Genomic DNA, 21,980 nt, shown 5'->3' on the forward strand with positions numbered 1-21,980 from the left:
TTGCCTTGTAGCTAAAGACCAAGCACCGCTTTCGCGATGATGTTGCGCTGGATCTCGTTCGATCCGCCGTAGATTGAGAGCTTGCGCGAGTTCAGATATTTCTCCGACGCCGTGTGGCCGTAGTCCGGGCCCGGCATGAAGTGGTTGGCGCTGATCGGATGCTCGCGGATCGCAAGCCCGTAATTGCCGATCGCCCGATGCGTCAGCTCGGTAATGTTCTGGAAGATCTCGGTGCCGCGGATCTTGAACAGCGATGCCGCAGGTCCGGGGTCGATGCCGCGCGCCATCTGGGCGACGACGCGCAACTCCGTCGCCTCCAGCGCCAGCACGTCGAGTTCGACGCGGGCGATGTCCCTGATGAATTCGAGATGCGCCGGATCGTCTTCCGGAATCTCGGCCTTCACGATCTTTTTCAACCGGCTGATATAGCGCGTCGAACGACCGATGCCGGCCATGCTGGTGCGTTCATTGCCGAGCAGGAACTTGGCGTAGGTCCAGCCCTTGTTCTCCTCGCCGATCAGGTTCTCGGAAGGGACGCGGACATCCTCCAGGAAGACGTCGTTGACCTCGTGCGAGCCGTCGATGGTGATGATCGGGCGCACCGTGACGCCCGGCGACTTCATGTCGATCAAGAGAAACGAGATGCCGGACTGCGGCTTCGCCGTTGGATCGGTGCGGACCAGGCAGAAGATCCAGTCGGCATGCTGCGCCAGCGTGGTCCAGGTCTTGTGACCGTTGACGACGTAGTGGTCGCCGTCGCGCACCGCCTTGGTGCGAACGGTGGCGAGGTCGGAGCCGGAGCCCGGCTCCGAATAGCCCTGGCACCACCAGTCCTCGCCGGAGAGGATGCGCGGCAAGAACTTCTGCTTCTGCGCGTCGTTGCCGAACGTGTAGATCACCGGCCCGACCATGGTGACGCTGAACGCCAATGGCGGCATCGTGCCGGCGCGCGTCGTCTCCTGCTCGAAGATGAAGCGGCGGGTGATCGACCAGCCGGGCCCGCCATATTGCTTCGGCCAGAGCGGCGCGATCCAGCCCTTGTTGTGCAGGATGCGGTGCCACAGCAGCATCTGCTCCTTGGAGAGATCGGTCTCCGGATTGGCGACGCGCATCTCCTCCGGGTAGTTGTCCTTGATGAACGCGCGAACCTCGTCGCGAAACGCCGCATCGTCAGGGGATAGCGCGAGCTCCATTTCCGATGCTCCCTACCACTTCTCGCCGAAGGGCCGGATTTCCAGCTCGAAGGTCCAGGCGCTCTTCGGCTGCTGGTAGAGTTGCCAGTATGACGCAGCGACCGAGGCCGGCGGCATCAGCAGATCGGGATTGTCAAGCGCGTTCGGGCCGAGCGCCTCGATGCGGCGTTGCCGCACCCATTCGGTGTCGACGCCGGAGTCGATAATCAGGTGCGCGACATGGATGTTCTTCGGCCCGAGCTCGCGCGCCATCGCCTGCGCCACCGCGCGCAGGCCGAACTTGGCGCTGGCAAAGGCGGCATAGCCACTGCCGCCGCGCAACGAGGCGGTTGCGCCGGTGAAGAAGATGTTGCCCTCGCCGCGTGCCGTCATCAACCGCGCAGCTTCGCGTCCGGCCAGGAAGCCGGAGTAGCAGGCCATCTCCCAGACCTTGCGGAACACGCGCTCGGTGGTCTCGAGAATCGGGAAATTGACGTTGGCGCCGATATTGAAGATGCAGACCTCCAGCGGCGCATGTTTGTCGGCGTCGTTGAGGAACGCAGTGATCTCCTCCTCCTTGCGCGCATCGAGCGAGCGCGCATGGATTTCGCCGCCGGCGGCCTCGATCTCCTTGACCAGCGGCGCGAGCTTGTCGCCGTTGCGGCGGCCGGCAAACACCGTAAAGCCCTCGGAGGCGAACTTCTTGGCGATCTCACCGCCGATGAAATCACCGGCACCAATGACGGCCACCGTCTTGTTTCTCTTCTGCATGGTGTACTCCGGTCTTGTTTGAGTGAACTGGCTTGCGGCGACGGCTCAGCCTCAGCTGCGCAGCGACTCCGCCAGCTTGTGCTTCAAGAGCTTGCCCGTCGATGTCGCGGGCAGCGCATCCATGAGGATAATCTCCGACGGACGCTTGTACGAGGTCAGTTGCGGAGCAACATGGGCCATCAGATCCTGCACCGTCGCCGTCGAGCCCTTGATCAGCTGCACGAAGGCGACGACCTCCTCATTGCCCTCGACCGACCGGCCGACCACGGCGCACTGCACCACGGCGTCATGCGTGCTCAGCACGGCCTCGATCTCGGCCGGATAGACATTGAACCCGGAGCGGATGATCATCTCCTTGGTGCGCCCCACAATGTAGAGGGCGTCATTCTCGAAGCGGGCCAAATCGCCGGTATTGAACCAGCCGTCGGGATCGATCGCCTTGGCCGTCAGATCCGGCGCGCGGTAATAGCCGCGCATCACGTTGGGGCCGCGGACGTGGAGCTCACCGACTTCGCCTGATGCAACCGGCTTGAGGTCGCGGCCGACCAGTCGCGCCTCGATGCCCGCCATGACGGTGCCGACCGCATGGTCGGCCCGCGGATTGTCGGGCCGGACGCCCGAGATTCCCGGCGAGCATTCGGTGATGCCGTAGCCGTTGAGCAACGGCAGGCCGAGTTCCTGCTCGACCCGCGATTTGAGCTCGAGGTCGAGCGGCGCGCCGGCCACCGAGATCACGCGCAGCCGGCCGCGATCGAGCTTGGGCAGGCCGGCGTTGCGGCGGTATTCGAGCAGGCGCTGGTAGGTGGCGGGCACGCCGTTGAGGATCGTGATGCCTTCCTCGGCCATCGCCTTGACCAGCGCGGCCGGATCGTATTTGGCGACCAGGCGCACGGTGGCACCGACCATCAGGGTCATCGTCAGCAGCGAGATGCCGACGATGTGCGAGATTGGCAGCACGCAATACTGCACGTCATCGGCCGACATCTTGCGGAAGCCCGCGGTGCCCCGGGCGCTGAACAGCAGATTGCGATGGGTCAGCATCACGCCTTTCGGCGTGCCCGTGGTGCCGGACGTGTAGATCAGAACCGCGACCTGGTTGGCGCCGTCGGCCTCGACCGGCTCGGCCACGGTTGCCAGGTTCAGGCCGGTGACGGCGATGCCGCGAAGCGGGCCGACATCCTGCACGGCAGCCTCGTAGCGCGCAGCATGGGTGGCCGCCTCCTGCGAGACGTCAGCGGTGAGCAACACGCGGCGGGCGCCGCTGTGATCCCTGATCTGATCCAGTTCACGCGGCGACAGCCGCGGATTGACCACGATCGACCAGACATCGAGCCGGCTCGCCGCCAGCAGCAGGCAGGCCAACGGAATCGAATTCTCGCTCACGATCATCATGCGGTCGCCGGCGCGGATGCCCAGCGCCTGCAACGCCTCGGCGACGCGACCGACAGTCTCATCGAGCTCGCGATAGCTCAGCCGCATCTTGTCGTCGATCAGCGCCGGATGATCCGGCGTCGCCACCACGTGGTGATCGATCACCTCATGGATGCGGTTCGGCAAGCCTTCCACACTTCCTTCAACAATCTGGGTCGACGCCTGCACTGAAACCTCCCTGTCGCAGCCCTTTGGGCTTGTTGTGTTGAGGAATTTCCCGCTCAGGCGGTCCTGCGCCGCACCGCGGCCAATTGCGCGACGATCTCTTCCTCGACCTCGCGCACCTTGTCCTTACCGAAGAAGATCTCGTTGCCGACGTAGAAGGTCGGCGATCCGAACGAGCCGCGCGCGACCGCGTCGCTGGTGTTCTCGATCAGCTTCTTCTTGACGTCATCCTGCTGGGCGCGGGCGATGATGCGGTCGATATCGAGGCCGGAGGACAGGAACGCCTCGCGGAACACCTGCGGATCGTCCATCTTCTTGGGCTCGGACCACATGTGGTGATAGGCGGCGCGGAAATAGGGCTCGAACAACCCCTCGAAATCGGCCGCGATGACGCCGCGCATCAGCATCAGCGTATTGACCGGAAAGAACGGGTTCGTCTTGAACGTCGTGATGTTGTGGCGGCGCAGGAAGCGCTCGGTTTCGAGCGCGTTGTATTCCGGCTTGTTCTTGATCCCCCGCAGCGACTCGCCGGGCGACATGTTGCCGGTCGCCTTGTAGACGCCGCCGAGCAGCACCGGGATGTAGTCGAACTTCACGCCGGTGCGCTTCTCGATATCCGGCAGTGCGAGCTCGGCGAGATAGGCGTTCGGACTTCCGAAATCGAAATGGAATTCGACCTTGAGCGGAGCAGCCATGGAACGCCCTTCCCTTCGATTGGCAACGGCCGTCAGCCTGGCCGGGTTGATCGTGCCGCGACCATAAGTTCTATTTTAGAACTGTCAATATGATATTTGTCATCCAATGGCTGGCTTGCAGCCGATTTACAGGCATCCTATTGAAATGACGTAAGTTCTGTTTTAGAATTTGATTTGCGTGACTGCAGGAGACGCTGATGAAATGGGATACCCTCGAGGAGGAGCCGTGCTCGCTGGCCCGCACGGTCGCGGTGATCGGCGACCGCTGGAGCCTCTTGATCCTGCGCGAGTGCTTCTTGCGCATCCGCAGGTTCGATGACTTCCAGGCATCGCTCGGCATCACACGGCATCTGCTCGCCGACCGGCTGAAGAAGCTGGTGCGCTTCGGCGTGCTGCGCAAGATTCCCTATCAGGAGGCGCCGAAGCGCTACGAATACATCCTGACCCAGAAGGGCCTCGATCTCTATCCGATCATCATGTCGATCGTGCACTGGGGCAACGTCCACATGGTCGACGCGCGCGGCCGGCCGTTGCTGCACGAACACAAGACCTGCGGGAAGATGTTCGACCCTGTCATGGTCTGCTCGGAATGCGGCGAGCCGCTGAGCGCGAAGCACGTCCACGTGCATCCGGGTCCCGGCGCCCGGCGATCGTCGCCGGTGCACGCCAGCGCGCGGGAGCGCACCAAGAGAAGCGCGGAGTCGGCCTAGACTGTCCTTGCAGGACCGGCGCCTCGAGCGGCGGGTTCACAGCCGCTGATTTCAGTGTGACGGCGCAGCCATCAACTCGACATTGCCGCCAAGCAGGCAACCGACAGCACGACCGCCGGCGAAGCCGATGCGGACGCGGATTTCCGACAGGCGCCCCATCGCCCTGCCCTGCAGGATTCGAATCTCCTCGTCATCAGGAGCGACCAGGCCGTTGTCGAGCAAGCCGAATGCCAGCGCCGCGGCCGCAATGCCGGTTGCGGCGTCTTCCCGATAGCCGGACGAGCGCGGGAATTGCCGCGCCTCGAACAGGCGAGCGTCGCGGTCGATCACCGCGAAGGGATAGAGCCCGGTCGATCCGATCCGGCCGCAGACGGCTTCGACGTTCTCGGCTGAGGGATCGAGCGCGTTCAGCGCTTCGGGCGAGCACATCGGAATCAGGGTCTTGATCCGCGACGTGACCGCATTGCAGGGCTTTGCGGCGCCGATCGCGTCAGGCCCGACCGCGAGCGCCCGCAGCACATCGTCGCGTTGCACATCGGTGAGCGGAACGGTCTTGCCGGCCGGCTGGGTGATCTGGACACTCGGCTCGCCGTTGTGATCACGGCTGATGAAGCCGGTGACGGGACCGCTGCGCGTCGAAATCCGGATCGTGTCGCCCGGCAACTTCCCCTGACGCGCGAGCAACCACAGCGCACCGATAGTCGCGTGGCCGCACATTTCCATTTCGTGGTTCGGAACGAAGAAGCGGAACGTGGCGTCGAAATCGTCACTCTGCGCCGGCAACACGAAGCCGGATTCGTGACCGTGGCGGCGTGCAACGTCCTGCATGTCGGACGCGCTCATGCCGCTTGCATCGACCACGATCGGACAGGGATTGCCGCCCTGCCCATCCACCGTGAACACGCTGACCAGTTCGGCTGTCGTCATGATGTCATCGGCCCCTATTTGACCAGCATCGCGCCGGTTTCCGGATGCTGCAACCAGCCGAGCAGCGCGTCGTGGAAGCGCGCCGGCGCCTGGATCTGCGGCGAATGGCCGAGGTCGGGGAATTCGATCAGCTGGATATGCGGAATCCGCTTGGCGGCCTCCTTGCCCAGCACCGGATAATTGCCGAGCGTCTTGCGGATGTCCGGCGGCGCAGTGTCCTTGGCGATCGCAGTGGTGTCCTTGTCGCCGACGAACAGCAGGGTCGGCGGCTTGATCTGCTCGAACTCGTAAAACACCGGCTGGGTCGCGATCATGTCGTAGAGCCGCGCCGAGCTCGAGGCCACCGCGGCGCGGCCCTCGCCGCGATACATGCCCGCCAGCATCTGCACCCAGGTCTCGTAGGACGGATCCCAGGTGTCGGCATAGTAGGTGGCGCGCTCATAGGCGCGGATGCTGTCGGCGGTGACGCGGGTCTCGCGCTGCATCCAGCCGTCGAGGCTGAGCCACGGCACGCCCTTGGCCTTCCAGTCCTCGAGCCCGATCGGATCGACCAGCACCAGGCGATCGGTGGCGCCCGGATACATCAGGGCGTAGCGCATCGCCAGCATGCCGCCGGTCGAGTGGCCGACCATGATCGCATGGTCGATCCCGAGCGAAGCCAGCAACGCACGGCTGTTGCCGGCGAGCTGCTGGAAGGTGAATTGATAGCGTTCCGGCTTACTGGATTTGCAGAAGCCGATCTGGTCCAGCGCGATCACGCGATAGCCGGCGCCGCTGAGCGCCTTGATGGTGCCGTCCCAGGTGGCGGCACAGAAATTCTTGCCGTGCAGCAGCACCGCGGTCTGGCCGTTCGGCGTCGCCGGCTTGACGTCGAGATAGGCCATGTCGAGCTCCTGCCCCTGCGAGCTGAAGCGATAATGCTCGACCGGATAGGGATAGTCGAAGCCCTGCAATTCCGGCCCATAAGCGGGCTCGGCGGCCGATTGCGCCAAGGCGGCGGACGAGCCGAGCGCGACGGTCGCGGCGACGGCGAAAAACAGGGTTTTCAGGTGCATCTCGACAGGTCCGAACATTCAGAGGGCGATCCCGTGATGCCGTAGCCGAACGAATGGGCGCCATCCAGCGCCGACAGATGATTTGTTCGTGATCGGCCGTGAATCTGCGACGGATGCGTGAAACTACGCCGGATCGAACGCCCGGATCGGCGGCAGATTGCCGTTGAAACGCTCGACCTCGACGGTCGTCAGCTGCCCGGTGCAGCCCTGCGCGAAGGATGACGTGCCGATGTCGCGCGTCAGCACGTTCGGATTGCCGTGCACGCAGAGCGGCGCCTCCTCCTCGGGGTCCATCGGATCGTACCAGGCGCCGGTCGGCAGCTGTACCACGCCGGGCGCGATGCCGTCGGTGACATGAACAGCGGCAAGGCAGGCGCCGCGCGCGTTGAAAATGCGGATGATGTCGCCGTCGGCGATGCCGCGCGGCTTGGCATCGCGCGGGTTCATGCGCGCGACCTCGCGGCCGCGATGCTTGGCGTCGAGCGAATGGCCGCCGAAATCGAGCTGGCTGTGCAGCCGCGTCACCGGCTGGTTGGCGACGAGGAAGCACGGCGCGTCTGATGTGGGCGTATCGGTCTTGTCGAGCCAGACCGGATGGCCCGGACAATCGGCATCGCCGTGATTTGATATTTTCTGCGAGAAGATCTCGATGCGCCCGCTCGGCGTCGGCAACGGCCGCGCGATGGGATCCTCGCGGAAACGGCGCAGCGAGCCGCCATCGTCGAGATGCTGCGGCACGACCAGGCTGCCGCGCGCCCAGAATTCCTCAAAGCTCGGCGACTCGAGCCCGCGCGCGGCGAGCGCCTTGCGGGTCGGCTCATAGAGATGTTCCAGCCACTCGCGCGACGTGCGCCCCTCGGTGAAGGGCTCGCGGGCCCCCAGCCGCTCGGCGAGATCGGCGAAGATCTCGTAATCGTCGCGGGCGAGGCCGAACGGCTCGGCGATCCGGTGCATCGCGACCATCAAGGGATCGTTGCTGGAATAGCCGATGTCCTCGCGCTCCAGCGTCATGGTCGAGGGCAGCACGATGTCGGCGTGACGCGCCGTCGCGGTCCAGGCGAGCTCGTGCACGACGAGTGTATCGAGCCGGGCAAAAGCCTTGCGCAGGCGGTTGAGATCCTGGTGGTGATGGAACGGGTTGCCACCAGCCCAATAAACGAGGCGGATATCCGGATAGGTCCGCGTCTCGCCATTGTAGCGATAGGTCGTGCCGGGATTGAGCAGCATGTCGGCGATGCGCGCCACCGGAATGAAGTCGGCGACGCCGTTGCGGCCCTGCCCGAGCGTCGGCCCGGGCACCGCATTGACTCGGCGGCCGTAGTAGCCGATCGCGCCGAGCGAATAGGCGTAGCCGCCGCCGGGCAGGCCGATCTGGCCGAGCACGGCCGCCAGCACCATGCCCATCCATACCGGCTGCTCGCCATGCTCGGCGCGCTGCAACGAATGCGAGACGGTGATCAGCGAACGCCGCCCGGCGAGCCGGCGCGCGAGCGCCTTGATGGTGTCGGCATCGATGCCGCAGATCGCTGCGGCCCATTCGGCGCTCTTCGGCACGCCATCACTCTCGCCCGTGAGATAGCGTAGGAACACCGGCCAGCCCTCGGTGTAGCGATCGAGGAAGGCCTGATCGTGCAGGCCTTCGCCGACCAGGGTGTGGACGATGCCGAGCATCAGCGCAGCGTCGGTGCCGGGTACAGCCGTCAGCCATTCGGCGCCGGCCTCGACCGGCAGATCGTCGCGCAGCGGACTGACCAGGACGAACTCGCAGCCGCGGCGGTGCGCGGCTTCCATCGCGCCGCGCTCGACATGCTTGCTGATCGAGCCGCCGGCCACCATCGAGTTCTTCAGCGCCATGCCGCCGAACGCCAGCACGATGTCGGTCTCGGCGGCGATCTGCTCCCAGGTGACGTTGCGCTTGGTGATGTCCTCGTAGCCGGCGAGGATCTGCGGCAGCAGCACCGAGGACGCGCCCGAGGAATAGGTATTCACCGAGCGGACATAGCCGCCCATCGCGACGTTGAGGAAGCGGTGCACCTGGCTCTGCGCGTGATGGAAGCGGCCCGCGCTCGACCAGCCATAGGAGCCGCCGAACACCGCACCTGGCCCGATCGTGTCGCGGATCCGCGCCAATTCGCCGCCGAGCAGATCGAGCGCCTTCTCCCAGCCGACCGAGACGAACTCGTCACGGCCGCGGCGATCGTCGGGCCCGGGGCCGCGCTCCAGCCAGCCGCGGCGGATCGCCGGCTGGCCGATGCGCGCCTGGTGGCGCAGCGCACCGGGGAAATTGTTGATGATGCCGTTCGGATCGGGATCGCCGCCATAGGGCCTGACTTCGAGGCCCGCCTGGCCGAGCCGCGCCGAGAACACGCCCCAATGCGAGGTGTGCGGCTTGAAACCATCGGACAGATCGAGGCCGGGATCGGGGTGGCCAATGGTCTCAGACATTCAGCGGCATCCTTCGCAGCGGGGATCGAGCCCATGTCACAAATCTGTCGCCAGTATAACGATCCGCGCCCCGATGTCTCCGGATTCAGGGTTGCGGAAAGCGCAGGAACACATGGCGAGTGGCGCGAAGCTCGCTCGAACCCGGCCCGTACCATCATCGGCGGCAGAAGCTCACATCGCTGCACCCGGCGCCGTGCATACGGCGGGCGTCGGAGCACAATTCACAATGCAAAGTTGCAATGTGGGCAAACAAAGCTATACCTCCGGCACTTCATCAACATAAGGAAGCTGCTCCCTTGCTTAAGACAATTTGTTGCGGTCTTGCGTTGGCCGCCATCTCGTTCACGTCAGCCATGGCCGGCACCTGTGCGGAGAACTATCAGACCAGCGGCGTTCCGCTCGTCACCGGCATGACCTACAAGACCGCGATGGATTTCCCGTCGGTCAATCCGGCCGCCGCGCTCGACCGGGTCTCGCGGGCGGTGCTGGCCGAGGGCTTCGTGGGCGTCAATATCGAGAAGCAGCTCGGCACGCTGACCGCGCAGCAGGAAACCACCGGCTCCGGCCGTCCCCAGACCTTGCGCGTTGTAGTGCGACCCAATGGCAAGGGCAGCCGCGTCGATGCGGTCTTCATCGTGCCGCAGGGACAGGTTGCCCCCAACATGAGCGAGAACCTCTGCCGCGTCGTCAACGCGGCGGCGCGCTGAGCGAGGCACATCGGCGCGTCCGGGACATCCTGAACGCTTCCCATCGCGAGAAGCGTCCCCGAACTGATCCATGGCGCCACCGCGCCATGGCAACGCCGACGCGGCGGCTAGCTCCTCACCACGCGCACGGTACCCGCGCCCGCAGATGCCGCGCCTTGCCGGCACCACCGCGGGTGACGGCGGAGGAACTCCCCGCCACAGAGGCGCGCCGCCAAAATATCGAAAACAACCCCATGCACAGTCGCGGCGGGCCGCCACCGCGCGAATGACGCGCGAATGACGACTTGACACGTCGGGCAACTCAGCGGCACACTTCCAACATTCCGAAATCGTGCAAACGCGTGTCGTCCCGCCCCGGCGGGCGCGCCGGTTTGCGGCCGAAACCACACACCCACCATTGACCATGCACCGGCTCGCCGCGGCGAACGATCGCTGGCGCGTGGCCGCGCGCCTGCCAGGAGAACCCGACATGGACACCGCTCCCGACCTCACGACGGCAACCGCGATCGCCGCACCCGGCCCCACTGAGGCTGCCGCAGCGCCGCGCGTCAAATTCTCGGCGCAGGGCTTCTGCATCGACCATCCCGATCCGGAGCTCGGCGCAGAGCTGATGGTGGAAGCGCTTGGCGTGCCCGACCGCGAGGCGAGCCTTACATCCGGCCGGCGGTGAGCGATCTCAAAGAGCAGATCGCGGCAGCCAAGGGGCTCGATGGAGGCAGGGGCGAGACGGATACCGTTCGCGGAAGCAACGACGATCCGGCAATACACGCCGAGTACAAGCAGCAGCAGCTCAAACGCGACGAGAAAAGCAAGGGCGCTTGATCATTGGGCCCTTGAGCCAACGAATGGCACTTCGCGCGGCTCAGGTTACGCCGACAGTGCACTTAATTTCCATTCTCGAAATGACCCGCGGCGTTGCCGCGCCGGATAACGCGGTGCGTTGCAAGACGCGCAGGAGCCCTCAGCGAGCGGCGTGCTCCGGCTCCTTGACGCCCGACCTGTCGAAGGGATAAATGATGATCGTCATACATAAAACAGCCTCGAACCCCCCAGAAATCCCAGCCACGCCGGCAGGAGCCCTACAGGAGCACCATGCGTCGAATTGTTGTGACGGGCCTGGGGACGGTATCCCCGCTGGGCTGTGGCACCGAACTGGTCTGGTCGCGGCTGCTGTCGGGGCATTCCGGGCTTCGCGCATTGCCGGAATGGGCGATGAGCCTTCCGGCGCGCGTCGCAGGTCAGGTGCCTGACAAGGCCGGGGATGCCGAGGGCGGGTTCGATCCCGATCTCGCGGCGCCGCGCAAGGACCAGAAGAAGATGGACCGGTTCATCCTGTTCGCGCTGCTGGCCGCGGCGGAAGCCGTGGCGCAGGCCGGCTGGATGCCGGCCGAGGCGCGGGCGCAAGAGCGCACCGCGACCGTGATCGCAACCGGGATCGGCGGATTTCCCGCGATCGCGGACGCCGTGCGCACGGTGGAGAAGAGCGGGACACGCCGCCTGTCGCCATTCACCGTGCCCGCCTTCCTGGCCAATCTCGCGGCCGGGCACATCAGCATCCGCTACGGCTTCAAGGGCGCGATCGGCGCGCCGGTGACCGCCTGCGCGGCGAGCGTTCAGGCGATCGGCGATGCCGCGCGCCTGATCAGGACCAATGAGGCCGATGTTGCGATCTGCGGCGGCGCGGAGGCCTGCATCGATCCGGTGAGCCTCGGCGGCTTTGCCGCCGCGCGGGCGCTGTCGACGTCGTTCAACGACACGCCGGCGCGCGCCTCGCGGCCGTTCGACCGCGACCGCGACGGCTTCGTGATGGGCGAAGGCGCCGGCGTGCTCGTGATCGAGGAGCTCGAACATGCCCTGCGGCGCGGCGCGCAGCCGATCGCCGAGCTCATTGGCTACGGCACGACGGCGGACGCCTATCACATCACCGCGGGGCCCGAAGACGGCGACGGCGCCCGCCGCGCGATGCAGGCGGCGCTGGCGCAGGCCGGCTTGCAGCCCGGCCAGATCCAGCATCTCAACGCGCATTCGACGTCGACGCCGGTCGGCGATCTCGGCGAACTCGAGGCGATCAAGCGCGTGTTCGGGCGCGAGGGCGGGGTTGCCGTCAGCGCGACCAAGTCGGCGACGGGGCACCTGCTGGGTGCTGCCGGCGGCGTCGAGGCGATCTTCACGATCCTGGCGCTGCGCGACCAGGTCGCGCCGCCGACGCTCAACCTGGAGAACGCCGATCCGGCCGCTGAGGGTATCGACCTCGTCGCGAACGTTGCGCGACGAATGGCGATCGAACACGCGATCTCGAACGGCTTTGGATTCGGCGGCGTCAACGCCAGCCTGGTGTTTCGACGCTGGGCCTGAGGCGGCCGGCTTCGCCGCCGGTCATCCGCCTCACCCCTTCGCCACGCTCGCATCGATCAGGAGCTTGGCCGCCGCGAGCGCCGACTGCGCCGGGCCCTCCTCCGACTGCTGGCCGGTGCTGTAGATGCCTTCGATCAGCAGCAGCAGGGCATCGCCGAGCACGGCGGGCTGGCGCGCGCCCATGCCGGCGGCGAGCTCGCGCAGGCGCTTGCGGAACACCTTCTTGTGCGCTTCGGCGACCTGCCGCGCGGGATTGTCGCGCGCAGGATATTCCACGGTGGCGTTGCTGAGGCCGCAGCCGCGATAGCCCTGGCGCACCGCGCGCGTCGACAGCACGCGGATATAGGCGAGCACATGCTCGCGCGGATCGCTGTATGACTTTCCGCCGGGGTTCTCGAACTTCTCCCAGAAGTCGAGGTCGTAGTCGCGCATATAGGCGGCGGCGAGATCGTCCTTGGAGGCGAAGCTGCGATAGAGGCTCGGCTTGGTGACGCCGGCGCGCTCGACCACCTCGTCGACGCCGACGGCGCGGATGCCCTCGCGATAGAACAGCTCGCTGGCGGAGGCGCGGATCCGGTCGGCGGCCCTGGGGCCTTTTCCGTTCCGATGGGATCGGAACGCGGCTCCAGCTTCCTGTTTTGACGCGTTTTCCTTACGCGAACCGGTAGCCACTTCGCTCGAAAACGCTTTGGCCGGGCGTTCCGCTTGTGGTTCGACGGCTTTCTTCATGACGTTCTCCGGATCCTCTCCGCAGGGGGCTCTTGACAATGTTACTAACCGGTACGTATACACGCCGCATCGCAATACGTACCGGTTAGTAACATGACCCAGACCCCGCTTCAAGCCGCCCCCGTGTCGAGACGCCCGTTCGGGCAGAACTATGCGTTCGTCGTCGTCGCCGTGATCTTCCTTTCGCTGCTCGCCTCCGCCGGCCTGCGCGCGACGCCGGGCGTGCTGATGCTGCCGCTGCAAGCGGCGTTCGGCTGGGATGTCGGCGTGATCTCCTCGTCGGCCGCGGTCGGCATCTTCCTCTACGGCCTCGCCGGCCCGTTCGCCGCCGCCGTGATGCAGCGCTTCGGCATCCGCCGCACGGTGCTGGGCGCGCTGCTGCTGATGTCGGCGTCAACAGGCGCGAGCTATTTCATGACCGCGCCGTGGCAATTGTTCCTGACCTGGGGGCTGCTGTCGGGCATCGGCTCGGGCGCGGTCGCCAACGTGCTCGGCGCCACCATCGTCAATCGCTGGTTCACCACCAATCGCGGCCTCGTCATGGGGCTTTTGACCGCGTCGACCGCGACCGGCACGCTGATCTTCATGCCGGGCCTCGCGGCGCTGGTGGCATGGGGCGGCTGGAAGCCCGTGGTGCTGACGGTCGCCGCATGCTGCGCGGCGCTGATCCCGCTGGTGTATTTCCTGGTGCCGGAGCGGCCCGCGTCGGTCGGCCTGCGCTCGTTTGGCAGCCGGCACGACGATCAACCTGCACCGCCGGCTGCGGGAAATCCGTTCGTCGCCGCGCTCAGCAACCTCGTGCGCGCCGCCAGGACGCGGGCGTTCTGGTTCCTGTTCGCGACCTTCTTCATCTGCGGCTTCACCACCAACGGTCTCGTCGGCACCCATTTGATCGCGTTCTGCGGCGACCATGGCATCGTCGAGGTGCAGGCAGCAGGCCTGCTCGCGTTGATGGGATTCTTCGACCTGTTCGGCACCACGCTGTCGGGCTGGCTCACCGACCGCTTCGATCCGCGCAAGCTGCTGTTCCTGTATTACGGGCTGCGCGGCCTGTCGCTGATCTACCTGCCCTATTCGGACTTCTCGCTGGTCAGCCTGTCGGCGTTCGCGGTGTTCTATGGCCTCGACTGGATCGCGACCGTGCCGCCGACCGTGCGCATCGCCAACGAAGCCTTCGGCGACAAGAACGCGCCGCTGGTGTTCGGCTGGGTCGTCGCCGGCCATCAGCTCGGCGCCGCCTGCGCCGCGTTCTTCGCCGGCTTCATGCGCTCCAGCCAGGGCGACTATCTGCAGGCCTTCATGATCGCGGGCCTGACCGGCATCATCGCTGCCGTGCTGTCGCTGATGATCACACGGCGCCCGGCACAACCGGTGCTCGCCGCGGCGTGAGGCGGCGGGGACGGTGTGATGATGCAGGAAATCTGGAGGAAATGGCGCTCCCCAGGGAGAATCGAACCCCTGTTTCAGCCTTGAGAGGGCTGGGAGTTTTTCTCGGCCGGTTCACATTTGTTCGCCATACAAGCAGGCACCGGTCGGCGTCGCCAACGACGTCAACGACAAACCTGCCGAAGGAACGCTGATTTTCGAGCAGGCGGTGACACAAGCGCGGGAACAAGTCACCCGGTCCAGAATAGAAGCGGCGGCCCAAGCTGCCGGACCGGCACCCACCGTGCGGACGGCTGTAGAGACATACATCAAGGAGCGGGTTGGCCGCGAGGTTCGATCCGATGCTGGTCAAAGCCGGCGTGTGGGCTAAGTCGCCGGCGCCGGCATCCGCTTGAATGACAGCACCACCGACGCACAAACGGCCGAAAAGTCCGCAGTAATCGGACGCCAAAGCCGCGTTGGAGCGACGATCCAGACCGATGACGACACTCTGGCGTGACGGCGAGCGATCACGAAGTGATCCAGCCTCCCGAGAAGGGCAGGATGTGGCCGTAGAGAAAATCGCTCTCGGGGCCTGCGAGAAACAGCACGGACTGTGCGAGTTCGCGGCCCGTCCCGAGCCTTCCGGCGGGGACCTCAGCCAACCGCTGTCTAAAATCCTCGGTCTCCCGATAGGCCTGAGGCCAATAGGTTTGGTTGTCGACGTAGGTCTGCGCGGTGCCGTTCACCTGGATATGCGGCGCGACCTCCTGAGCGAGATTGCGCATGTAGCCGAACTGCGCCCCCCGCGCCGCCCCGTACAGCGCCACGCCGCCCTTGCGTCCCTTCACGGCTGCGGAACTGCCGACGACGACGATCTTTCCGCACTTCCTTTCGAGCATTTGAGGCAGCACAGCCCTTGTGAGGCGGTGAAGAGGATAGAAAATCGCGTTCATCAATCGGACCATTTCTCGATCCGGCTGGTCAACCGCCTGCGCAAAGCCAAATTTCGTTGCTAGGTTCGCGATGAGGATATCGACGCGCCCAACCTCCCGGACGAGGTCGTCCGCGGCGGACGGCGAGGTCAGGTCGCGGTCGTCCGCGAAGACAACCGCGCCCTCCTCCTCGAATAACGCAGCGATATCCGCCCCGTTGTATTCTCTGAAGTCCGTGACGATGACCCGCTTGCCGGCCAGCCTGCTTCCCACCGCTCGCTCCCTATCGTTTCATCTTGTTTCGTTGTCTTCAGTTCGACGGAAAGGAGCCCGTTGCGGACGCCACGCTACTCCGCGGAAAGCGCGAAGATCGCGAAACCCGGGTTGTCGCTGATCCAGCGCCTTTCGACGGACCAGCCGGCCCGCGCAGCCATGCCCGCGAAGGCCGCCGGAGAGTACTTGTAGGAATTCTCCGTGTGGATGGTTTCGCCCACAGCGAAGTCGAACGTGCGGCCCAGCAACGCCGCCCTTTGGCGGACGAGGCTGACGAGATGCATTTCGATGCGGCTCTCTCCCGCGTTCCAGATCGCGGCGTGACCGAACGATCCGAGGTCAAAGTTCGCTCCTAGTTCGCGATTGAGCCTGGCCAGCAGATTCTTATTGAACGCCGCCGTTACGCCTTCCGCGTCGTCGTACGCCGGAACCAGGACGCGCGGTGTCTTGGCGAGATCCGCGCCGACGACAAGTTTTGAGCCTCGTCCAAACAACCGCCGTGCACGCCTCAGGAAATCGACCGCGGCGGAAGGCGAGAAATTGCCGATGGTGGACCCGGGGAAGAATCCCGCAATCGATCGGCCGTCGATCATGGTCGGCAGTTTGAGATTGCGCGTGAAATCGCCGAGTACCGGCGTCACGTTTAGCTGGGGATATTCGCCACGGATGGCCTGCGCAGCGGCCGACAGGGCGCTCTGGCTGATGTCGATAGGCACGTATGCGGACAAGAGCGGCAGCGCATCCAATAGAAGACGTGTCTTGACGCTCGCGCCGCTTCCGAACTCAACCAGCATGGATCGGTCCTTGAGGACGTGGGCCATGTCTGCGGCGATCGATGCCAGCAGCGAGATCTCCGTTCGCGCGACGTAGTATTCCGGTTGATCGCAGATCAATTCGAAGAGCCTTGATCCCTCCTCGTCGTAGAGGTACTTGCTGGGTAACGTCTTCGGCACCGACAGAAGTCCAGCGAGCAGTTCCGCGTGCCCCGGATCCTCTTCCAGAGTACGCACCAACGCCATTGCACTGCCAACCATCATACATTCCTTCCGATTTCCTGATCGACGCGCGCCGTAACCCCGCGGGCGAGACTACGATTGCATCGTGCCTTGGACCGGCGTCTCGACAATCGCGTCCAGGCGATCGGGATAGAAAGCGAGATGATCCCTGATGACTGCTACTGCCTCGAAGGGAGCCTCGTACGCCCAGGCGGCATCCTTGGAACGCTCGCCGCCAGCAGGAACGCTGAAGTAGTTGCAGTCACCCTTGTAGGGACAGTAGGTGGTGTCTGCGCTGCGTTCGAACGCGGCCATATCGACGTCGGCCCTCGGAATGTAGAGGACCGGCGGGTACTTCGCCTCACGCAAAATGAGCGTCCGCATCGAGTTAGCGACGACCTTTCCTGACACCGACACGACGACGTTGTTGGGATTCTTATCGATCGTGATGGGATGCTCGGCGCTGGGCAACTTGACGGTTTTCATTATATTGACCTCCGTTACTGTAGATTTTCTGGATCGCGCGCGAGCGCGCGACCGGAGACGACGATTCGCCGATTCAGGCGGCGGGCCTCTTATGGGGAGGTGAAGCTGCGGTGATGGAGGACGGGACTTTCGTCGGTCCGTCTGCTTCAGCTTGCGGATTTGCCGCCGTCGACATTCAGGATGTGGCCGGTCACGAAGCTCGCATCGTCGGAAGCCAGATACAGAACGGCGCGGGCGATCTCGTCAGGCTGACCGATCCGCTTCTGGGCGTTGAGCGTGGCCAGATAGGCCTTGACGTCTTCGCTTCCCGTGAAGCGATCGAGCATCGGGGTCTGGATTGGTCCGGGCGCCACCGCATTGACGCGAATACCAGAGGCACCGAACTCTAGCGCAACCGACTTCGTCAGGCCTTCGACCGCATGCTTGCTCGCAGCATAGATTGATGCACCGGCGCCGCCCTCGTGACCAAAGGTCGAAGAGATGTTGATGATGCTGCCGCTACCTTGCGCCTGCATGACTCGCAACTCGTGCTTCATGCTGAGGATCGTGCCGAGCACATTGGTGTCGAAGGTCGCGGCGTAGCTTTCCGCGGTCTGTTCAGTGGCGGGTCCGGGCTTGCCTTCGGTGCCGGCGGCATTGACGGCGACATCAAGGCGACCGAAGCGCTTGACGGTCGCGTCGACCAGTGCGCGGACATCCTCTTCGAGGCGCACATCGGCGCGAACGAATTCGGCTTCGGCGCCTGCCGTTCGCAGTTCGGTCGCGAGGGCCGAGCCGGCGCCTTCGTGGCGGCCGGAGGCCACAACCTTCGCTCCCTTGCGCGCAAAGGCGAGCGCGGTGGCGCGGGCGATGCCCGTCAGGGCGCCGGTGATCAGGACGACAGGGATATCGACTCGGGAATTCATGAAAACCCTCCTTGGAGTGCGGTTAGCTGGTCATGTTGAGCTAGCGGAGGCTACCGCTGACCCTATGCTGAAGTAGTCCGCCGGCCGGATCGACAGCGTTATCGCGCGTCACGCATCCAAGAACAGAGAGTCGTGGGCCAGGAAGAGTTCTGGATACTGGTAGAAAGAAGCGTGGCTGGAATCCGGATAGATGATGAGCTGCGCGTTCGGCAGGTGTTGTTGCAGAGTGAATCCGTTGATTGTGGGAATGATCAGGTCGTTGTGACCATGCACGACCAGCGCCGGATGATGAATCTCACTCAGATAGTCGAGAACACCATCGACCTTCTCGTTCGACTTGATGATCGCTTGGTATTGGGTTGCGGCGGATGTCTCGCTGACCTCCGGGCTACGGTCCCCGCGGCGGTGCTTGCGTTCGAGATACCCGAGACCGACCGCCCGGCCGGCTGCAGAGGGCGAGAAATGCGCGGCGATCCAAAGATGTTCGGGCGGATCATAGGTCGCGGAAAATATCTCTGCCGATTTGCTGGCCGCGGTGTCGGCACCGCGCGGGCCGGTGCCCACCAGTACCAGCTTGCGCACTAGATCCGGCGCTTGCACGGCGATCTCCTGGGCGATCTTGCCGCCGATCGAGTATCCCAGGACGTCGGCCTTGCCGATCCCGAGTGCCTTGATGAAGGCGATCGCGTCCCTTGCCGTATCAGGGAAAGTCGCAGGCACCTCGCCCGAGCTCGCGCCGACACCCGCGTTGTCGAACAAGATCACTTCGCGGCGCTCGGCCAACCCGTCGGTTATCACCGGATCCCAATGGTCCATGGTGCCGCGGAAATGGATGTTCATCACGATCGGCACGCCGCCCGTCTTCCCAAAACGTCGATAGGCGAAGCGGATGCCGTTCGCTTCGACGAATTGGGTTGGCGCGGTGTAGTGGTTGTGAGTGGTCATCTTGAAGCTCCCGGTTCGGGTGAGGCTTTAACTGGCCGTCCTGCCGCCGTTCACGCTGATGATATGGCCCGTGATGAACGAGGCTTTGTCTGAAGCCAGGAACAGAATCGCGTCCGCCAGCTCTTCGGGCTTGCCCGCCCGGCGAAGCGGAATCGAAGCAAGCAGTCCGGACTTGCGGTCAGGCGAGCCGGTGAAGCGATCGAGCATGCTGGTCTCGACCGGCCCGGGTGCAACCGCATTGACACGGACACTGAAAGCAGCAGCCTCCAGCGCCCCGGATTTCGTCAGGCCTTCGACGGCGTGCTTGCTGGCGACGTAAAGCGACGCGTTCGCCGCACCGCGGCTGCCCATCGTCGATGAGATGTTGACGATGTTGCCGAAACCCTGGGACTTCATCACGCGCAGCTCGTGCTTCATGCAGAGGAGCACGCCAAGGACGTTGGTGTCGAAGGTCGCGGCGTACGTTTCCGGCGTCTGCTCGGTCAGGGGGCCCGAAGTACCCTCGGTGCCCGCGTTGTTGATCGCTACGTCGAGACGGCCGAACCGTGCGACGGTCTTGTCGATCAGCGCGCGGACATCGCCTTCCTTGCGTACATCCGCGTTCATGAACTCAGCCTCGGGACCGCAAGCACGGAGCTCCTTGACGAGTTCTGCTCCGGCTTCGTTTCGCCGCCCGGCGACGACCACGATCGAGCCCTCCTTGGCAAAGGCCAAAGCGGCTGCGCGTCCGATGCCCGTCAGTCCCCCGGTGATCAAAACAACCCAGCCAACCATGCTGAACTCCTTGATAAGCTCGCGATCGAAGCTGGCCTCCCCTTGAAGGGCTAGGGCAAGCTCATGTTTCCCCGATCAGGAGTGCAGATTCATAGGCAGCCTGAGATCTTCCGTCCTGAAACTGCGGTGAAGCCGTCCGAAATTGTTCTGAAATCTGGGCGATCCCGGCTCTTGCTATCGCCTTGCAAGGGCGATCAGTCGGGTGCAATCTTGCAGCAACGCTGAAGAGTTCGTTCGCTGCCGGGGTAAAAAGTGAATATTCGCCCTCAAGACGTCAGATCGGGCGGCCCGAACGCTCCGGATCTGGTCCAGATAGCCGATTTAACCCTCGATCTTCGGCAGGAGGAGCTGCGCGATGGGACCGGCGCCCGCGTCGATCTGCGAAACCGGTCTTTCGGTGTGCTCCGCCATCTGGTGAAGAATGCAGGGCGGGTTGTTTCCAAGGATGAATTGTTGACCACTAATTGGCCGGGCTTAACGGTCACGGAAGATTCTCTTACCCAGTGCATCTCCGACATCCGCCGTTTGCTCGGCGAGTCCGGGCGCGATCTTGTTCGCACGGTTGCCCGCCGCGGCTACATGATCGTGTTGCCGGAGCAGCCCATCGAAATCGGGCGAAGCTCCTCGACGGATCCAACAGTCGCTGTCTGGCCTTTCGAGACGGACGCCAGCAATCTCAACAGGTTCGCTGACGGTCTCACTCGGCAGATTGTCTTAGCGCTTGGGCGCTTCGGTGAATTGCGCGTTCTGGCTCGAAGCGTCATGCAATCCTATAAGGATCGTTTTGAAGGCACGGCTGACTTCGGTCGCGCCCTCGGCGTCGATTATTTCGTCGAGGGCGATCTGCGGTCGGACGGCGCTTTGACTCGCGTCGACGTGCATTTGACCGATGCACGGACGGGCGCGCAGCTCTGGACCAAGACCTTCAAGGTAGACGTAACCCCGGCAAATCTGCTCGCCGTCCAGGATGAGATATCCGGGCAAGCAAGCGCCATGATCGGCAGCTATTGGGGCGCGATCGGTGCCGCTGAGTACAGGCGCATCCAGAACAAGCCGAGCGCGGAGCTGACGCCGTATGAGTGTATTGTCCAGGGCGTGATCGGAATTCCTACAGACGCAACCGTTCTTGAACCTGTCGGCAAGGCACGCGAGTGCCTGGAGCGCCTAACGCGCGAGCAACCGCGAAACGCGGCCGCATGGGCAGCGCTTGTCCTCGTCTTCAACAATCAAAGGACGTGGGGCTTTCCCTCTCCAACCGGAGAGGTTGGCAGCATCGAAGACCGCCTTTACTTCGCCGACATGGCGGTTGAAGCCGCAAATCGCGCGGTCGAGATCGCACCGAACGACGCGTTCGTTCGCGGCCTCGTCGCGCGGGCGGCGTGGATGGCCTGCCAACCTGACCTGCTTCGTATCGAGACGATGCGTGCCATCGAGCTTAATCCCAATGATCCTCAGAATCTCGGGCCGCTCGGCAACCTCATGGCGTATGCGGGCTTTTGGGATGAAGGTGTCGCTCTTGCCGAAAAAGGCATCGCTTTGACTGCTCCCAGCACGCCCCGCTGGTGGTGGTGGGCGCCCGCCAAACGAGCCTTTGCATACGGAAACTACGCCGAGGCCTTTGATGCCTTTCGCCAGTCCTATGTGGAGCAGCTATGGATCAGCCATCTTCACATGGCCTATACGCTGCCGTTCCTTGACCGGACGAATGAAGCGAAAGCGCATGTCGCAACCTTGCTTAGAATGAGACCCGGCTTTACGGTCCGCGAAGCGGACGCCTATTACAAAATGTGGTGCTTCGCGCCGTCGTATCGCGGGAAGATGTGCGATGCATTGCGAATCGCAGGACTTCCTGGCGAAGGGCGTGCTCCCTGAGCCCCCGGAATTTCCGCGATGGCGGCCACCTGTGCAATTGGCGCTTGACTACAGCGACGTACGCTATTGAGCCGCTATTGGCGGCCAAGCCCACATCAAGCGTGCCACAGGGCGGAACCTCCATTCTATGGGTACACGCCTTAGCACTACTTTGGCAGAATCTATTTGTACCGGTGTTTTTCAAGGATTTGTTTTCGGCAGTGTGGGCACCGCTGAGACGGCGGCCGAAGGATGAGACCGACGATGGCGTGACGTACGGCGGGCATGG

22 protein-coding genes and 1 tRNA gene are annotated in these 21,980 nt (G+C 64.2%); 8 read left to right on the forward strand and 15 right to left on the reverse strand.

Annotated elements, in window-relative coordinates; genetic code table 11:
- Positions 1 to 11: 11 nt before the first annotated feature.
- From FNJ47_RS01140 to FNJ47_RS01155, 4 genes are read right to left on the reverse strand one after another with little or no spacing between them, the layout of a single operon-like run.
- Positions 12 to 1,193 carry an acyl-CoA dehydrogenase family protein gene (locus FNJ47_RS01140; protein ID WP_163149602.1) on the reverse strand — a complete coding sequence of 394 codons (1,182 nt, stop codon included), beginning with the start codon at positions 1,191 to 1,193 and terminating at the stop codon, positions 12 to 14.
- 12 nt (positions 1,194 to 1,205) lie between these two features.
- Entirely contained in the window at positions 1,206 to 1,943 is a 738-nt protein-coding gene (locus FNJ47_RS01145) for an SDR family oxidoreductase (RefSeq protein ID WP_163149604.1), read from the reverse strand.
- Positions 1,944 to 1,994: 51 nt separating this feature from the next.
- Positions 1,995 to 3,542, reverse strand: coding sequence for a class I adenylate-forming enzyme family protein (locus FNJ47_RS01150; RefSeq protein WP_347341595.1), 1,548 nt, complete (start codon positions 3,540 to 3,542; stop codon positions 1,995 to 1,997).
- A 53-nt stretch (positions 3,543 to 3,595) separates the two neighbouring features.
- Positions 3,596 to 4,234: a 2-hydroxychromene-2-carboxylate isomerase gene (locus FNJ47_RS01155; RefSeq protein ID WP_163149606.1), complete on the reverse strand. Its 639-nt coding sequence runs from the start codon at positions 4,232 to 4,234 to the stop codon at positions 3,596 to 3,598.
- A 197-nt stretch (positions 4,235 to 4,431) separates the two neighbouring features.
- Between FNJ47_RS01155 and FNJ47_RS01160 the strand changes: the two genes are divergently transcribed.
- Positions 4,432 to 4,944, forward strand: a complete 513-nt coding sequence (locus FNJ47_RS01160) for a winged helix-turn-helix transcriptional regulator (protein WP_163149608.1) — start codon at positions 4,432 to 4,434, stop codon at positions 4,942 to 4,944.
- 51 nt (positions 4,945 to 4,995) lie between these two features.
- Here the strand turns inward: FNJ47_RS01160 and FNJ47_RS01165 are convergent, their stop codons facing one another.
- From FNJ47_RS01165 to FNJ47_RS01175, 3 genes are all read right to left on the reverse strand, one after another.
- On the reverse strand, positions 4,996 to 5,871 hold the full coding sequence (locus FNJ47_RS01165; RefSeq protein ID WP_163149610.1) for a PhzF family phenazine biosynthesis protein: 876 nt from the start codon (positions 5,869 to 5,871) through the stop codon (positions 4,996 to 4,998).
- Positions 5,872 to 5,885: 14 nt separating this feature from the next.
- Positions 5,886 to 6,944 (reverse strand): alpha/beta fold hydrolase, encoded by a 1,059-nt coding sequence (locus FNJ47_RS01170; protein ID WP_235999265.1) that lies wholly within the window; start codon positions 6,942 to 6,944, stop codon positions 5,886 to 5,888.
- A gap of 105 nt (positions 6,945 to 7,049) precedes the next feature.
- Positions 7,050 to 9,371 (reverse strand): molybdopterin guanine dinucleotide-containing S/N-oxide reductase, encoded by a 2,322-nt coding sequence (locus FNJ47_RS01175; protein WP_163149612.1) that lies wholly within the window; start codon positions 9,369 to 9,371, stop codon positions 7,050 to 7,052.
- Between the two features lie 296 nt (positions 9,372 to 9,667).
- Between FNJ47_RS01175 and FNJ47_RS01180 the strand changes: the two genes are divergently transcribed.
- The 4 genes from FNJ47_RS01180 to fabF all read left to right on the forward strand — a co-directional run bounded on the left by FNJ47_RS01180 (position 9,668) and on the right by fabF (position 12,433).
- Entirely contained in the window at positions 9,668 to 10,078 is a 411-nt protein-coding gene (locus FNJ47_RS01180) for a hypothetical protein (protein ID WP_430649338.1), read from the forward strand.
- Between the two features lie 469 nt (positions 10,079 to 10,547).
- A complete protein-coding gene (locus FNJ47_RS01185) occupies positions 10,548 to 10,748 on the forward strand; it encodes a hypothetical protein (RefSeq protein WP_163149614.1) in 201 nt (66 codons plus the stop codon).
- Positions 10,745 to 10,900 (forward strand): hypothetical protein, encoded by a 156-nt coding sequence (locus FNJ47_RS01190; protein ID WP_163149616.1) that lies wholly within the window; start codon positions 10,745 to 10,747, stop codon positions 10,898 to 10,900. The genes FNJ47_RS01185 and FNJ47_RS01190 overlap by 4 nt, the downstream gene beginning before the upstream one ends.
- 270 nt (positions 10,901 to 11,170) lie before the next feature.
- Positions 11,171 to 12,433, forward strand: coding sequence for a beta-ketoacyl-ACP synthase II (gene fabF, locus FNJ47_RS01195; protein ID WP_163149617.1), 1,263 nt, complete (start codon positions 11,171 to 11,173; stop codon positions 12,431 to 12,433).
- A gap of 30 nt (positions 12,434 to 12,463) precedes the next feature.
- On the opposite strand, the gene FNJ47_RS01200 is transcribed toward fabF, so the two are convergent.
- Positions 12,464 to 13,162 carry a TetR/AcrR family transcriptional regulator gene (locus FNJ47_RS01200; RefSeq protein WP_163149619.1) on the reverse strand — a complete coding sequence of 233 codons (699 nt, stop codon included), beginning with the start codon at positions 13,160 to 13,162 and terminating at the stop codon, positions 12,464 to 12,466.
- 93 nt (positions 13,163 to 13,255) lie between these two features.
- On the opposite strand from FNJ47_RS01200, the gene FNJ47_RS01205 reads away from it, so the two are divergent.
- Complete coding sequence (locus tag FNJ47_RS01205; protein ID WP_163149621.1) at positions 13,256 to 14,551, forward strand: MFS transporter; 1,296 nt, start codon at positions 13,256 to 13,258, stop codon at positions 14,549 to 14,551.
- A gap of 42 nt (positions 14,552 to 14,593) precedes the next feature.
- Here the strand turns inward: FNJ47_RS01205 and FNJ47_RS01210 are convergent.
- The 7 genes from FNJ47_RS01210 to FNJ47_RS01240 form a co-directional block, all read right to left on the reverse strand.
- Positions 14,594 to 14,667, reverse strand: a tRNA-Glu gene (locus tag FNJ47_RS01210).
- 390 nt (positions 14,668 to 15,057) lie between these two features.
- Positions 15,058 to 15,735 carry an SDR family oxidoreductase gene (locus FNJ47_RS01215; protein WP_163149623.1) on the reverse strand — a complete coding sequence of 226 codons (678 nt, stop codon included), beginning with the start codon at positions 15,733 to 15,735 and terminating at the stop codon, positions 15,058 to 15,060.
- Positions 15,736 to 15,809: 74 nt separating this feature from the next.
- Positions 15,810 to 16,772 carry an L-histidine N(alpha)-methyltransferase gene (egtD, locus tag FNJ47_RS01220; protein ID WP_163149625.1) on the reverse strand — a complete coding sequence of 321 codons (963 nt, stop codon included), beginning with the start codon at positions 16,770 to 16,772 and terminating at the stop codon, positions 15,810 to 15,812.
- Positions 16,773 to 16,823: 51 nt separating this feature from the next.
- The gene (locus FNJ47_RS01225) at positions 16,824 to 17,216 is read right to left on the reverse strand and encodes a DUF427 domain-containing protein (RefSeq protein ID WP_163149627.1); all 393 of its coding nucleotides are present in this window, start codon (positions 17,214 to 17,216) and stop codon (positions 16,824 to 16,826) included.
- Between the two features lie 146 nt (positions 17,217 to 17,362).
- Positions 17,363 to 18,121, reverse strand: a complete 759-nt coding sequence (locus FNJ47_RS01230) for an SDR family NAD(P)-dependent oxidoreductase (protein WP_163149629.1) — start codon at positions 18,119 to 18,121, stop codon at positions 17,363 to 17,365.
- A gap of 108 nt (positions 18,122 to 18,229) precedes the next feature.
- The gene (locus FNJ47_RS01235; protein ID WP_163149631.1) at positions 18,230 to 19,066 is read right to left on the reverse strand and encodes an alpha/beta fold hydrolase; all 837 of its coding nucleotides are present in this window, start codon (positions 19,064 to 19,066) and stop codon (positions 18,230 to 18,232) included.
- Positions 19,067 to 19,093: 27 nt separating this feature from the next.
- On the reverse strand, positions 19,094 to 19,840 hold the full coding sequence (locus FNJ47_RS01240; RefSeq protein ID WP_163149632.1) for an SDR family NAD(P)-dependent oxidoreductase: 747 nt from the start codon (positions 19,838 to 19,840) through the stop codon (positions 19,094 to 19,096).
- A 252-nt stretch (positions 19,841 to 20,092) separates the two neighbouring features.
- Between FNJ47_RS01240 and FNJ47_RS01245 the strand changes: the two genes are divergently transcribed.
- Both FNJ47_RS01245 and FNJ47_RS50445 read left to right on the forward strand, forming a co-directional pair.
- Positions 20,093 to 21,712 carry a winged helix-turn-helix domain-containing protein gene (locus FNJ47_RS01245; RefSeq protein ID WP_163149634.1) on the forward strand — a complete coding sequence of 540 codons (1,620 nt, stop codon included), beginning with the start codon at positions 20,093 to 20,095 and terminating at the stop codon, positions 21,710 to 21,712.
- Between the two features lie 77 nt (positions 21,713 to 21,789).
- A partial coding sequence (locus FNJ47_RS50445; protein ID WP_206685282.1) for a hypothetical protein occupies positions 21,790 to 21,980 on the forward strand: 191 nt, incomplete at its 3' end.

It is taken from the genome of Bradyrhizobium uaiense (genome assembly GCF_010811875.1).
Taxonomy (GTDB): domain Bacteria; phylum Pseudomonadota; class Alphaproteobacteria; order Rhizobiales; family Xanthobacteraceae; genus Bradyrhizobium; species Bradyrhizobium uaiense.

What these genes read in the sequence shown, in the direction of transcription:
- FNJ47_RS01225 (WP_163149627.1), bottom strand. Translation starts at nt 17,216, where the DNA reads ATGAAAACCGTCAAGTTGCCCAGCGCCGAGCATCCCATCACGATCGAT.
- FNJ47_RS01145 (WP_163149604.1), bottom strand. Translation starts at nt 1,943, where the DNA reads ATGCAGAAGAGAAACAAGACGGTGGCCGTCATTGGTGCCGGTGATTTC.
- FNJ47_RS01155 (WP_163149606.1), bottom strand. Translation starts at nt 4,234, where the DNA reads ATGGCTGCTCCGCTCAAGGTCGAATTCCATTTCGATTTCGGAAGTCCG.
- FNJ47_RS01200 (WP_163149619.1), bottom strand. Translation starts at nt 13,162, where the DNA reads ATGAAGAAAGCCGTCGAACCACAAGCGGAACGCCCGGCCAAAGCGTTT.
- FNJ47_RS01165 (WP_163149610.1), bottom strand. Translation starts at nt 5,871, where the DNA reads ATGACGACAGCCGAACTGGTCAGCGTGTTCACGGTGGATGGGCAGGGC.
- FNJ47_RS01230 (WP_163149629.1), bottom strand. Translation starts at nt 18,121, where the DNA reads ATGAATTCCCGAGTCGATATCCCTGTCGTCCTGATCACCGGCGCCCTG.
- FNJ47_RS01170 (WP_235999265.1), bottom strand. Translation starts at nt 6,944, where the DNA reads ATGTTCGGACCTGTCGAGATGCACCTGAAAACCCTGTTTTTCGCCGTC.
- FNJ47_RS01235 (WP_163149631.1), bottom strand. Translation starts at nt 19,066, where the DNA reads ATGACCACTCACAACCACTACACCGCGCCAACCCAATTCGTCGAAGCG.
- FNJ47_RS01185 (WP_163149614.1), top strand. Translation starts at nt 10,548, where the DNA reads ATGGACACCGCTCCCGACCTCACGACGGCAACCGCGATCGCCGCACCC.
- egtD (WP_163149625.1), bottom strand. Translation starts at nt 16,772, where the DNA reads ATGATGGTTGGCAGTGCAATGGCGTTGGTGCGTACTCTGGAAGAGGAT.
- FNJ47_RS01240 (WP_163149632.1), bottom strand. Translation starts at nt 19,840, where the DNA reads ATGGTTGGCTGGGTTGTTTTGATCACCGGGGGACTGACGGGCATCGGA.
- FNJ47_RS01175 (WP_163149612.1), bottom strand. Translation starts at nt 9,371, where the DNA reads ATGTCTGAGACCATTGGCCACCCCGATCCCGGCCTCGATCTGTCCGAT.
- FNJ47_RS01205 (WP_163149621.1), top strand. Translation starts at nt 13,256, where the DNA reads ATGACCCAGACCCCGCTTCAAGCCGCCCCCGTGTCGAGACGCCCGTTC.
- fabF (WP_163149617.1), top strand. Translation starts at nt 11,171, where the DNA reads ATGCGTCGAATTGTTGTGACGGGCCTGGGGACGGTATCCCCGCTGGGC.
- FNJ47_RS01140 (WP_163149602.1), bottom strand. Translation starts at nt 1,193, where the DNA reads ATGGAGCTCGCGCTATCCCCTGACGATGCGGCGTTTCGCGACGAGGTT.
- FNJ47_RS01160 (WP_163149608.1), top strand. Translation starts at nt 4,432, where the DNA reads ATGAAATGGGATACCCTCGAGGAGGAGCCGTGCTCGCTGGCCCGCACG.